Origin of the sequence: Aestuariivivens sediminis (assembly GCF_022662105.1) — a bacterium.
Classification (GTDB): Bacteria; Bacteroidota; Bacteroidia; order Flavobacteriales; family Flavobacteriaceae; genus Aestuariivivens; species Aestuariivivens sediminis.
Genome location: NZ_JAKMCP010000006.1, coordinates 64,922 through 78,356, shown reverse-complemented (window position 1 = coordinate 78,356; position 13,435 = coordinate 64,922). Strand labels below are relative to the sequence as shown.

The following is a 13,435-nucleotide window of genomic DNA, read 5'->3' as shown; positions in this document are numbered from 1 at the left end:
CAGGGCTTTCCAACTAACCAACCAAAGAGGTTAAGATCTTCTTCTAATAGATCTTGTACTTTTATTGTCTGAGCTACTGTTATTTTGTGTAACTCTATGATTTGAACTTTGTCTAGATCCGGGAATATCATGTTTAAAAGTTCTGGATGTATTTCCCATTGGTCTTTTTGTGACTTTAGACTTTACAGATTTTGTAATGTCTCTGTTATAATTACGAAAATTAGAGCTATTTGGTTTTCGATTTGTAGAATTATTTCTAGTACGATCTCCGGAGTTAATTCTCGAATTATTTTGGGCATTAGATCTCGTTATTCTTCTAACGTTGTTATCTGCGTGTTTAGTATAATTTATTTGGGAATTATCACTTGTATTTCTTGAATAGCGTCTATTGGTATTATTACTTGCTGAATTAGGTGTAACATCTTTTCTATTTCTTCCATTTGCCATTGACGTATTCGCGTTATAATTTCTTCTTGAATCCGAAGTATTTGCATTTCTATTTACACGAGTCAAGTTCCTAGAACTCCTGTTAACAGTTGCATAATTTCGGTTCCGAGTAATTGCACTTCCTCTTCTGGTTGCAACAGAAGTTCGCGGTCTATAATTGTTGTAGAATGGTCTATTGTAAACATACCTAACCGGGGTATAATATTGTCGATATGGTCTATTGTAAACTACACAAAAATCATTGGCGGGAATACTATAATAACGATGCCATGGTCTATAGACATAATGCCTGTTATAAACATTTATAAATCCGGTACAGTGACTAAACCTATTGTACCTGTTGTAGTGCACATATAAACCGCCTAATCGTGACACATATCCAAAATTATTATAATGAATATTCACATTTCCAGCCTGAATGATACGGCCGTAATAGTCATAATAAATGGGTATGTTCTCTATTTGAATTACAGCACCAAATTCGTCATACTGCACATAAGCGTTGTAATTATATCCAGAATTAAAACTAATGTTAAGATGTGGGGCTCCAATTGATACGCTTAATTGGGAGTTGTTACGCAAGATATTGAAATCAAATTGCCCATCCGGAAATACAGAAAATTCAATACCACCTTCTATAAATATGAAAGAATTACCATAACCACCATAGATTACTGATGATGAATTGCTATTTTTACTTAAGGTTGTTTTTGCATTAGTGGTAAACCCAAACATGAGAAATCCAACTAATATTAATGCTAATTTTTTCATAATTAAACGTTTTACTTGTGAATACAACCTACTGAATACAAACAACGTGCCAAAACAAAAATAACAGGTTAATTGATTGATAACCAAAAGATAATAAGCTTTAGTTTATTTAAATTATAACCGAAAAGAAATCTGATTATCTTATTCCTTTTGAAAATCGAATAAAATGGAATCAAATATAAGTCACTATTTTTTGATAAAAATTTTATTTCATTGACTAGACAAACCTCATGTTAAACTTATTCACCATGAAAAACATAGATCGCAGAAACTTTATAAAGAAAACCGCACTTACAGGTGCAGGGATGTCCTTAGGAAGATTATTTTCATCTTATTCAAGTAATGATGTTTTATTTGAACCTAATGACAGATATATGGGAGGATTTAAAGCCCCTAAGTTGGATACTGTACGAATTGCACTCATTGGAGTAGGAGCTCGTGGCAGTAGTCATGCCATTCAATTAGCATCTATTGCGGGAACTGAAATAATAGCCATTTGTGATTTATATGAGGACCTGGCCAAAAGTTCAGCTGTAAAATGTACTCATATAGGAAAAGGTTTGAGGCATAAACATATTGGGACATATTACGGTGATGAAGATCAATGGAAAGTGATGCTTGAGGAAACTAAACCGGATGCCGTTTTTATAGCAACAAACTGGAATAATCATGCACTAATGGCAATTGCTACCATGAAAAAAGGGGCACATGCCTTTATTGAAGTTCCTATCGCAGTTACTTTGGAGGAAATGTGGGAAATTGTATTTGCCTCTGAGCAAACCCAGAAACACTGTATGATGATGGAAAATGTAAATTATGGTAGGGAAGAACTCCTCTATTTAAATATGTGTCGACAAGGTGTTATTGGCGAATTATTACATGCCGAAGCCTCCTATATTCATGATTTGAGAGAGCAGATGTATAATGTGGATCGAGGTACCGGGTCATGGCGAACATACCATTATGCGAAGAGAAATGGAAATTTATACCCAACTCACGGCTTAGGTCCTGTAGCCCAATATATGAATTTAGTTAGGGGAGAAGATAATTTTAGTAGCATAGTATCCTTTTCAACCTTGGCACTGGGAAGAAAATATTTTGCTGAAAAAAATTTTCCAAAGGCGCATAAATGGAATCAAATTAATTATACCGGAGGTGATTTAAATACTTCAATTATTAAGACAACAATGGGAAGAACTATTATGATTCAATGGGATGAGACTAGCCCTAGACCATATACCAGGCATAATTTAATTCAAGGGACTAAAGGGACATTGGCAGGCTTTCCAACGCGAGTTTCTTTGGAAGGAGGTGTTGAAGGCGTAACTGAAGATCACCACAATTGGGTCCAAGGGGACCATTTAGAAAAAATTTATGAAAAATATGAACATCCCCTTTATGTGAGGTTGGGAAAATTATCCGAAAAGATGGGGGGACATGGAGGCAAGGATTTTATGATGCTCTTCAGAATAGTAGAATGTTTAAGACAGGGTGAACCTCTTGACCAAAATGTGTATGAAGGATGTTTTTGGAGTGCGGTATCTCCACTAAGTGAAAGGTCTGTGGAACAAGGCGGTGCTCCTCAGGTCTTTCCTGATTTTACAAGAGGAGAATGGAAAAGAACCCATCCCTTAACCATCATTAAGTAGCGTTTGTTAAGTGGTCCATGCACAATAAGAAAACGCCCAAATTCCATTGGGCGTTTTCATTCAAAACTGAGTGTATTACGTGATCATCTTTTTCGCTTTTTTGATTTGCCGTTATCTTTGTAATAGTAATATGCATCATTATTATCCTTCCAATCATTATGCTCATGACTGTGAATTCCACTTGAGTGAGACATATGGCAAGAGTTAACACCACAAATGTTACAATAATTATTAGGGTTTACACGACCATGGGAACTTACAATTTCACCCCAACGGTTATAGTTAACATGTAATCCCCCAACTTGTGTTAAAGTTCCGTTTCTACCTCTTCCATATGTAATAAAGACGGAGCCTATGCGGGTAACCTTTCCAGTTCTGTCGTAATTTATAAGGACATTATCGACTCGTCTTACCCTTCCCAATAAATCTCTAGAAATAAAGACACCATTGTTTCTGTTAGGCGTATAGCCCATATTAACATTTGGCCCTACGTGATTCATATTAATATGGGCCCGCTTCGAACGTTTTTTATAGTAAATATCAACATTATATGAATGGTATTTGTTGGCATCAAAATCAAAACTTCCATCGGGGAAAATTAAAAATTCAACACCACGTTCCATAAAAACAACAGGCTCTGAAAAGTTATTAAATGAGTTAATGGTTACCTGTCCTACACTATGGTCCAGGGAATTTGTTGCTGATACTGTCACCAATCCTATTGACAACAAGGTAAAAAATAGTAATGCTTTTTTCATAGTTCATAAGTTTTAAGTTTCCCTACTCTTTTTTAGCTTTTCGGCTTCCGCTATACTTGTTAATTTTCAAGAGGTATGCCAAATAAAATTGCAGAAAAGATGATTAACTAAATATTAACATTAATTATCATGCTAATTTATTCTTTATCAAAATGTTAAACTATGATCTTGAATTGGTGTTAAACAAATTGGTTTTTAATTAGTTGTAAAATAAAACAATAATTTTATTAATTTTATGGCACTAATGAAACTAAATGAAAAGCAATCAAGACTCATGCAAAAATTGTGAACAGGAGTTTGATGCAACCTTTAACTTTTGTCCTTATTGTGGGCAACAAGTGAAGGAAGACCTCACAGTAAGTGTATTATTTTATAATACCATAAGCAATTACTTTTCATTTGATGCTAGGTTTTTTAAGAGCTTTTTACCGCTAATCTTTAAGCCAGGTTTAATTCCCAAGCGATTTGTAGCAGGTAAACGCCTTAAATATTTGCATCCTGCGCAATTTTATTTATTTGTATCCGTAGTTTTCTTTTTTATTTTTTCGTTTAAGGTCAGGGAGTACAATAGTAATGTTGATAAGGCTCTTAAAACGAGTTTTGAATCCGTCAATACCGTGGATTCTGTTCAGATAAAGCGTATAGACTCCACCATAGCTGCTAAAGCTGAGGTTCCACCGATTTTAAATAATCCTAACATCAAAACCGGCTTATCGAAAGATGAATTAAAAGCATTGGACTCGACCATAAAAAGTAACACAAGCACATCAAGAAAAACCATATTCAATCTGACTTATGACCTTAAAAAATTGGATTCTTTAAATGCTGCCGGGGCTTCTACAGAAGAACAATTGAAATTCATTGGAATGGATGAAAATACGGGATTCATCAAACGTACATTTTTAAAGCAGTTATTGAAGTTCCACAAACAAAGGGGGGGTGGTATTGTACAGGCATTTTTTGATAGCATACCGGTAGCACTATTCTTTTTGCTGCCATTATTTGCCTTCATTCTTAAATTGTTATATTGGCGACGCGGACAATTTGCCCACCATTTGGTGTTTAGTTTTTATTATTTTTCTTTTCTATTTATTGTACTTGGCGTTATTATAACAGTTAACGAATGGATAATAGATATACCGGACAGCATAGATTGGCTTATCATGCTGTCTACCTTCGTGTATTTGTGGTTGGGATTGAAGCGATTTTATCAGCAGGGGTATTTTATATCATTTTTTAAGGCTGGAATGACAACCTTCCTGTATATGTCCCTTATTGTACCAACCGCTTTAATCGTAATTTTGGCCACTGCCTTTTTGTTTTACTGAAAAAGTTTAATTGGGACTGAACAATTAATTAATAAGTTTGTCTTTTAAATATTTCCCCGTTTCAGAAGTTTTTACCCTAATAATGTCTTCTGGAGTACCGCAGGCAACAACATTACCTCCACGTTCTCCTCCGGATGGCCCTAAGTCTACAATATAATCGGCACATTTAATCAGTTCTAAATTATGTTCAATCACAATAACGGAATGTCCCTTTTCAATAAGGGCATTAAGGGATTTCAGTAATTTTTGAATATCGTGAAAATGCAGTCCTGTGGTAGGCTCGTCAAAAATAAAAAGCGCCTTATCCGAACTACTACCTTTGCCCAAAAATGAGGCCAGTTTAATCCGTTGAGCCTCACCACCGGAGAGCGTGGAAGAACTTTGTCCGAGAGTAACATAACCCAACCCCACATCTTGAAGAGGTTTTAGTTTATTTTTTATTTTAGCTTGATCATGGGATTCAAAAAATGATATGGCATCATCTATAGTAAAATTTAAGATATCATCTATGGTCTTGTTGGCAAATGTAACTTCAAGAACCTCTTTTTTAAAGCGTTTCCCTTTACAGGTCTCACATTCCAAGTGCACATCTGCCATAAACTGCATTTCAATAGTCACTTCACCTTCCCCTTTACATGTTTCACAACGTCCACCATCAACATTAAATGAAAAATGCTTCGCTTGATAATTTCTAATCTTACTTAATTTTTGATTAGCAAAAAGGGCTCGAATATCATCATAGGCCTTAATATAGGTTACGGGATTGGACCTTGATGACCTTCCTATAGGATTTTGATCCACAAACTCAATAAGTTTGACATTGCTAAAATTTCCTTCTATGGCAGTAAACTGGCCTGCTTTGTCACTAAAATCAGTGAGTTCTTTTTGTAGTGCAGGATACAATATTTTTTTGACGAGAGTACTTTTACCACTGCCAGAAACCCCGGTTATAACAGTTAACATTCCAAGAGGAAAGCGTACAGTTATGTTTTTTAAATTATTTTCTCTTGCTCCAATAATGTCAACGTAATATTTACTAGTCCGTCTTGTTTGGGGGATATTAATATTTAAATATCCGTTTAAATATCTGGCAGTTAATGAATTTGAACTCAAAATAGTATCGTAATTACCCTGGGCCACAATCTTACCCCCAAAAGTACCAGCTTCTGGACCAATATCGATGATTGTGTCAGCAGCTTTCATTATATCTTCATCATGTTCAACAACGATAACGGTGTTTCCCAAATCACGTAGAGATTTTAAAACTAAAATTAACCTTTCTGTATCTTTAGGATGAAGCCCTATGCTGGGTTCATCTAAAATATACATAGAACCTACTAAACTGCTTCCCAGAGAGGTGGCCAAATTAATACGCTGACTTTCTCCTCCGGATAGGGTATTGGATTTCCGATTTAGCGTTAAATAATCAAGCCCCACATTACTAAGAAAACGTAATCGGCTATTAATTTCTTTTAATAAACGACGCGCTATTTTAGTATCATAATCATTAAGTTCCAACCGATTGAAAAACCTCGCGAGTTTATCCAATGGCATTTCTACCAAATCTGTAATGGTGGCACCACCAATTTTTACATAGTTTGCTTCAGTACGCAAACGTTTACCACTACAGACTTTACACTTTGTTTTACCACGATAGCGAGACAACATGACCCTGTTTTGTATTTTATAGGCTTTAGCTTCTAATTCTGTAAAAAATGAATTTAAGCCCTCAAAATATTCATTGCCCTCCCAAATGAGTTGCTTCTGTTCTTTTGTAAGTTCGAAATAGGGTTTATGTATAGGAAAATTGAATTTATGGGAGTTATTAACCAACTGATTTTTGTACCAGCTCATGCTTTCACCTCGCCAAGGGAAAATGGCTTCTTCATATATGGATAAACCCGTATTGGGCACGACCAGATCTTCATCTATACCAATAATATCTCCATATCCTTCACACTTTGGACAAGCACCATAGGGGTTGTTAAAACTAAATAAATGAATATTTGGATCTAAAAAGCTAATACCATCAAGTTCGAACCTGTTGCTAAAATGATGTTTGGAGTTATTATTTAAAGCTTCAATAATGCATTCTCCCTTTCCTTCGTAGAAAGCAGTTTGAATGGCATCAGCCAGCCTGTTATAAAAATCTTCTTCATTTTTAACTATAATTCTATCCACAACCAAATGAACACTGTCAGAATCTTTAACATTGGTTAGCTCACTCATTCTAACAACTAAATCATTCACTTTAATTCTGGAATAGCCCTGTTGTTGAAGCGCCTTAAGTTTATCAGAAAATGTCCTGTTTTTTTCTAAATGAATAGGGGCAAGGAGTAGTAACTTCGTGCTTTCAGGAAATATTTTCACATAATTTAAAACATCTGAAACCGTATCCTTTTTAACCTCTTTGTTTGAAATAGGAGAGAAAGTCTTCCCAATCCTCGCAAATAATAATTTAAGATAATCATATATTTCAGTAGTTGTTCCAACAGTAGATCGTGGATTCGTTGAATTTACTTTTTGTTCAATGGCTATGGCCGGGGCAATGCCTTTAATAAAATCAACCTTGGGTTTGTTCAAACGCCCCAAAAATTGACGAGCATAACTAGACAGGCTCTCAACATAACGTCGCTGTCCTTCAGCATACAGTGTATCAAAAGCTAAACTCGACTTACCAGATCCCGATAAGCCTGTAATAACTACTAATTGATTTCTTGGTATAACGACATCAATATTTTTCAGGTTATGTAGTTTAGCACCTTTTATAATGATATTTTGTTTAGAATCTATGCTTTGAATGTCAGTGTTCATGGGCCGTTAATGAAAACAATCTTGCAAAGATACTATAAGTATTTTACAGGTAAAATTTTAAGAATAATTAAAAAGATAAGAATGGCAACGTCTTCTAATGTTAATATACAGACACAAGTTAGTAAGAATTTATGCAAACTTTCAGGGTTAATTTCATCGATGTAAAACCCGATAATTAGGAAAAAATCACAAAAAAATAGCTTAATTATTGTTTTTTAAAATGGATTCTTACTATATTTGAAATGTCTATTAATCAATTTAATACCACTTGCCTATCGCATAATATTACTTTTAAACCATAAACCCCAAGCACAGAAGGAGACTTCTTGCAATAAAAGTAATAGATATGCAGCACAAAATTATTCCAGATGCAACGCTAGTTAATAACTATATTAACGGTGATGAAAATGCGTTAGAAATTTTAATATTAAGGCACAAAAATAAAGTTTATAGTTTCATTTATTCCAAAGTTTATGACAGAGATGTAGCTGAAGATATTTTTCAGGATACATTCATAAAAGTCATTCGTACCCTAAAAAGAAAGGCTTACAACGAGGAAGGTAAGTTTTTACCTTGGGTAATGCGTATCTCCCATAATTTGGTGATTGATTATTTTCGAAAGAATAATAGGATGCCAAAATTTGATAACAGTAACGATTTCAGTATTTTTTCTGTATTGAGTGATGGGGAATTAAATGCTGAAAAACGTATTATAAAAGAGCAAGTAGAAAATGATGTTAGACGTTTAGTTGATGAGCTGCCGGAAGATCAAAAAGAAGTACTGGTCATGCGGATTTATAAAGATATGAGCTTTAAGGAAATATCTGAAATAACAGGGGTTAGCATTAATACCGCTTTAGGAAGAATGCGTTATGCCCTCATTAACTTGAGAAAGGTAATAGATAAGCATAATATTGTTTTAACTAATTAATACAATAAAGTAATTGGAGTAGCGTTATTAGTTTAAGCAACCCTTAAATTAATATTAATGGCAAAAATTTACTCTAAAGAATTAATTGAAAATGTGAATGATCTGAAACCGAAAGAAGAAACGGTTAATTTTCTTCTTAATTATTCAAAGGCTTTAAGTGTTATAAATTGTAATAAATTAAAGTTTGAAACCTTTCTTAATTAAACTTTGGAAAGTCCTGATAATCTTCAGGACTTTTTTTGGGATTTATAATAGGCGTTTATTACGGATTTTCGACCAACTGTTTTAGTAATAATGTCTTGATCTAAATTCCACCCTCTGGCCGGTGAATATTCCCTTCCGTAATAAATAATCTGCAAATGTAATTCATTCCATAGTTCTCTAGGGAATAGGCGTTTTGCATCTTTCTCGGTTTGAGTAACACTTTTTCCATTACTTAAGTTCCATCTGTACATTAAACGGTGAATATGGGTGTCAACAGGAAATGCAGGAATACCAAAGGCCTGCGACATAACTACGCTTGCAGTTTTATGACCAACAGCAGGTAAGGCCTCAAGTGCCTCAAAACTTTTTGGAACTTGTCCGTTATGTTCTTCTATTAGAATTTTTGAAAGGCCATGAATCCCTTTACTTTTCATAGGAGACAGTCCAACAGGTTTAATAATATCCCTTATTTGATCCACAGAAAGTTTAACCATATCATAGGGGTTGTCGGCCTTTTTAAAAAGTAAAGGTGTGATTATATTAACTCGTGCATCAGTACTTTGAGCGGATAATAAAACCGCAATTAATAGCGTGTAGGGATCTTTATGGTTTAATGGAATAGGAATTTTAGGGTATAGTTCCTTTAAGGTTCTAATAATAAAGTTTATTCTTTCTTGTTTGGTCATACAATTGTATTTTAGCAAACAAAGTTAATAAATAAGAATATGCCTAATTAAGAGTTTCTATTATAAAATAGTATTAATTAAGTGACTTTTTAAAAACATAATACATACGATGAATACATTAAAAGCAGGGGATAAGGCTCCAGATTTCGAAACCAAAGATGAACAAGGAAATACCGTAAAACTATCCAATTACCTTGGCAAAAAGGTGGTGATATTTTTCTACCCTAAAGCCAATACTCCAGGTTGTACGATAGAGGCCTGTAATTTAAGGGATAATTACAGTGCTTTAAAGGCTGAAGGGTATGAGATTTTAGGCGTTAGTGCAGATACTGAGAGCAAGCAGTCCAATTTTAAAAAGAAATTCAACTTTCCGTTTCCTTTACTGGCAGATACGGATAAAGCTGTGATTAATGCTTTTGGTGTTTGGGGGCCTAAAAAATTTATGGGTAGGGCGTTTGACGGCATACACCGCATTACTTTTATTATAGATGAAAACGGTATTATTGAACGCGTTATCGATAAGGTAAAAACAAAACAGCATGCCGAACAGATTCTTGACAATAATTGAAAAACGGGGATAAGTCTATTTTTTTACTATAATTTGATCTTTGAAATTAAGCAAAGGGTTTAATTTTTTATCCTTTTTTTAATGGACAGAGGTTTTAATGGTTTACGCGTATAACCAAAAAGGCGGTAGTCTTTGATAAGATCTGAGGTGCCTTCTGGAAGTTTGTCTTCCCAACCACGTTCTCCATTGTCAATCATATCAAGGATTTCCCTGGAGAAAATATTCATGATGCTCTTATCGTAATCCTCAATGTCAACTACTTTACCATTATATTTAAAGAACTTGTATAATTCTTTCATTCTTGGGTAAACTTTTAAATTATCACTATTTAAAAGCTCTCCTGTTTTTGGATCTAACATTGGATAGAGATAGACTTTAAGATCTTTGAAGAATAATTTACCAAAAGCCTCGAGGATACCTCCGCTTAAATGGCGATAATACTTTTCATCAAAAATATCAACCAAATTACTTACACCCATAGCAAGACCCATTCTAGCTTTCGTATACTTGGAAAAATATTCTACGACCTTATAATATTCCTGAAAGTTTGATATCATCACAGATTGTCCCAACGCACATAGTAAATCCGCTCGATCCATAAAATCCTGTTCATCAATCTCTCCTTCCGCCCTTAGATTGGAAAGTGTAATTTCGAACACGACCACGGTATTATCTTTATCTACCTTATTTTCATTTGTGAACATTTGATATGACTTCTCATACATGGCCATATTTACTTTTGTCACAGGCCTGAAACTTCCTCGTAAAGCCAAAATATTTTTTTTATAGAATACTTTTGCAGGTAATACATTGGTCCCGTCTGGACCAAACATTACTGCATCGGTCATCCCATTTTTAACCAATTGCAAGCTCATAAGTCTGTTGTCCACATTCTTAAATACAGGTCCAGAAAAGTTTATGGTATCAATTTCTAACTGATCTTTGTCTAAATGATCATATAAATAACGGAGCAATTTTTTTGGTTCATTGTATTTATAAAACGCACCATAAATCAAGTTTGTGCCTAAAATACCAAGAGTCTCCTGTTGTAATCTTGCATCCGTTTCTTTAAAACGTATGTGTAAGATAATCTCGTTATAGCCACCTCCTGCCTCAACTTGATACTTAATACCAACCCAACCATGACCTTTATATTGTTTTGCAAAATCTATTGTAGCAACCGTATTAGCATAGGTAAAAAATATTTTATTTGGATTCTTTTCACGGGTTAACCTAGTTTCTATAAGATTCATTTCATGAATAAGCATTTTACGCAAACGAGCTTCCGTTACATAGCGTCCATCTTCTTCAGCACCATAAATGGCATCACTAAAATCCTTGTCATAGGCAGACATTGCCTTCGCTATAGTACCGGAGGCACCCCCAGCTCTAAAAAAATGCCGGCAGGTTTCTTGACCTGCCCCAATTTCAGCAAATGTTCCGTAAATGTTTTCGTTTAAATTTATTCGAAGTGCTTTGGATTTTAACGAAGGAACGTCATCAAATTCCTTATCTCCTTTTATGGTAATCTCCATACTAAATAGGTTATGAACTAACATCACAAAGGTATTAAATAACTGTAGTAAACAAAAAAATAAACTTACTTTTGTCTGTAAAGCAATGGTTTTGAAGATTACTTTCTTAGGAACGGGTACATCCCAAGGGATACCAATCATAGGCAGCTCACATCCTGTTTGTTTAAGTAAAAACCCTAAAGACAAACGGTTGCGTGTTTCTATTATGGTGGAATGGGATAAATTCAAATATGTTATTGATTGTGGCCCAGATTTCAGGCAACAAATGCTGAGAGAAAATTGTTCAAAAATTGACGGTGTTCTTTTTACTCATGAACACTCCGATCATGTTGCGGGATTAGATGATATTAGAGCTTTGTGCTATAGGCATGGAGGCATGAACATTTATGCGCATAAAAGGGTAATTAAATCTATTAAAAAACGTTTCGATTATATTTTTGAGACAGAAAACAAATATCCAGGGGCTCCAGAAGTAGTCGTTAATATTATTGAAAACAGGCCATTTTTATTATCTGGAATGGAAGTAATTCCTATTAGTGTTGATCATCATTTTGTGCAGGTTTTTGGTTTTCGTTTTAATGATTTTGTTTATTTAACAGATGTAAAATCTGTTCCAACAGAGGAAATGGAAAAATTAAAAAAGGTAAAAGTTTTGGTGGTCAATGCGTTGCGAATCACACCACACATATCCCATTTTAATCTCGACGAAGCACTAAATTTTATCGAACAGGTAAATCCCGAAAAAGCATATTTAACCCACATAAGCCATCTCCTGGGATTTCATGATGAGGTGGAAAAACAACTACCAAATAATGTATTTTTGGCATACGATGGTTTACAAATAACAGTTTAATTTTAAAATCATGAGGCAAAGAATTTTTATGTATTTATTCGTTTTTTCATTATTACTAGTTTTGTTTCAATATGTAAATGCAAAACGTGTATTTGAAGATTTAAACCATTCTGTAGATAAATGCAAATCCCTAAATATTAAATTTAAAGATTCAATTTCAACATTGCGTGACCAATTATCTGATCGATCCCATTTTAGTATTGAGGGTAATGAAGATGCCCTTACTTATTTTGAAAACGATGGATATGATGTCTCAGAACTCATTCCTTACGTTAAAGATGAATTATACAAGTTAAATGAAATAGACGGGGAACACCCCGTCGTACCCTATGCATCTACAAAGAGTCGAAAAATGTTAATAAATACGGTTAAAATTCTTAATCATAAATGGATTATCGCCGACTTTTCTGATGGTGATTATTGGGGAGAGTTGTTTCTAACCTATCAGGTGCATTCAGACAGAACCGTAGAATTTAACTTAGTGGAATCGTTTCTATATCCTTTTGATTAATCAAGTCTAAATGCAACCCCTTTTTGTTTCTTGATTTCACCCACATACGAGTATTCAAAAGTATAAGAAGAATCCGTTGTAGTTAAAATTTTTAAATGTATATCCTTTTTATCGGCCATGTTTTTGGGGTTTATGGTTTTAAAAATGACCTCACAGTCATTTAGCCATCTAAGTCTTGAAGAGTCTATATTTTTATTATAATTTTCTATTTGAAGCTGCTTATTACGGGTAAATTCTGAATTATAAACAACACCATCAATGATAACTTCACTGTAAAAATGCCCTGTTTTATAATCCTTGCAATTCCTTTCTATTTCATAACAACCGGTCAAACTTAGAAGCAAAAAAAATATTAAAAATCTCATAAACTGAATTTTTCA

General features: G+C 34.2%; 12 protein-coding genes. 6 read left to right on the top strand and 6 right to left on the bottom strand.

The window, feature by feature from the left end; translation table 11 throughout:
* Positions 1-30: 30 nt before the first annotated feature.
* Positions 31-1,218 carry a protein regulator of cytokinesis family protein gene (locus MR054_RS14050; protein WP_242158445.1) on the bottom strand — a complete coding sequence of 396 codons (1,188 nt, stop codon included), beginning with the start codon at positions 1,216-1,218 and terminating at the stop codon, positions 31-33.
* 248 nt (positions 1,219-1,466) lie between these two features.
* On the opposite strand from MR054_RS14050, the gene MR054_RS14045 reads away from it, so the two are divergent.
* Positions 1,467-2,867 (top strand): Gfo/Idh/MocA family protein, encoded by a 1,401-nt coding sequence (locus MR054_RS14045; protein ID WP_242158444.1) that lies wholly within the window; start codon positions 1,467-1,469, stop codon positions 2,865-2,867.
* 83 nt (positions 2,868-2,950) lie between these two features.
* On the opposite strand, the gene MR054_RS14040 is transcribed toward MR054_RS14045, so the two are convergent.
* Positions 2,951-3,625, bottom strand: a complete 675-nt coding sequence (locus MR054_RS14040; protein WP_242158442.1) for a hypothetical protein — start codon at positions 3,623-3,625, stop codon at positions 2,951-2,953.
* Positions 3,626-3,879: 254 nt separating this feature from the next.
* On the opposite strand from MR054_RS14040, the gene MR054_RS14035 reads away from it, so the two are divergent.
* Positions 3,880-4,953: a DUF3667 domain-containing protein gene (locus MR054_RS14035; RefSeq protein WP_242158441.1), complete on the top strand. Its 1,074-nt coding sequence runs from the start codon at positions 3,880-3,882 to the stop codon at positions 4,951-4,953.
* Between the two features lie 24 nt (positions 4,954-4,977).
* On the opposite strand, the gene uvrA is transcribed toward MR054_RS14035, so the two are convergent.
* Positions 4,978-7,767 carry an excinuclease ABC subunit UvrA gene (uvrA, locus tag MR054_RS14030; RefSeq protein ID WP_242158440.1) on the bottom strand — a complete coding sequence of 930 codons (2,790 nt, stop codon included), beginning with the start codon at positions 7,765-7,767 and terminating at the stop codon, positions 4,978-4,980.
* Positions 7,768-8,113: 346 nt separating this feature from the next.
* Between uvrA and MR054_RS14025 the strand changes: the two genes are divergently transcribed.
* Positions 8,114-8,698, top strand: a complete 585-nt coding sequence (locus MR054_RS14025; protein WP_242087158.1) for an RNA polymerase sigma factor — start codon at positions 8,114-8,116, stop codon at positions 8,696-8,698.
* Positions 8,699-8,925: 227 nt separating this feature from the next.
* On the opposite strand, the gene MR054_RS14020 is transcribed toward MR054_RS14025, so the two are convergent.
* Positions 8,926-9,588 (bottom strand): endonuclease III domain-containing protein, encoded by a 663-nt coding sequence (locus MR054_RS14020; protein WP_242158439.1) that lies wholly within the window; start codon positions 9,586-9,588, stop codon positions 8,926-8,928.
* 109 nt (positions 9,589-9,697) lie between these two features.
* Between MR054_RS14020 and bcp the strand changes: the two genes are divergently transcribed.
* Entirely contained in the window at positions 9,698-10,156 is a 459-nt protein-coding gene (bcp, locus tag MR054_RS14015) for a thioredoxin-dependent thiol peroxidase (RefSeq protein ID WP_242087154.1), read from the top strand.
* A 59-nt stretch (positions 10,157-10,215) separates the two neighbouring features.
* Here the strand turns inward: bcp and MR054_RS14010 are convergent, their stop codons facing one another.
* Entirely contained in the window at positions 10,216-11,691 is a 1,476-nt protein-coding gene (locus tag MR054_RS14010; protein ID WP_242158438.1) for a TonB-dependent receptor, read from the bottom strand.
* Positions 11,692-11,782: 91 nt separating this feature from the next.
* Between MR054_RS14010 and MR054_RS14005 the strand changes: the two genes are divergently transcribed.
* Complete coding sequence (locus MR054_RS14005; protein ID WP_242158437.1) at positions 11,783-12,544, top strand: MBL fold metallo-hydrolase; 762 nt, start codon at positions 11,783-11,785, stop codon at positions 12,542-12,544.
* Positions 12,545-12,554: 10 nt separating this feature from the next.
* On the top strand, positions 12,555-13,055 hold the full coding sequence (locus MR054_RS14000) for a hydrolase (protein WP_242158436.1): 501 nt from the start codon (positions 12,555-12,557) through the stop codon (positions 13,053-13,055).
* On the opposite strand, the gene MR054_RS13995 is transcribed toward MR054_RS14000, so the two are convergent.
* The gene (locus tag MR054_RS13995; RefSeq protein WP_242087148.1) at positions 13,052-13,420 is read right to left on the bottom strand and encodes a DNA topoisomerase IV; all 369 of its coding nucleotides are present in this window, start codon (positions 13,418-13,420) and stop codon (positions 13,052-13,054) included. The genes MR054_RS14000 and MR054_RS13995 overlap by 4 nt on opposite strands.
* Between the last annotated feature and the right edge of the window lie 15 nt (positions 13,421-13,435).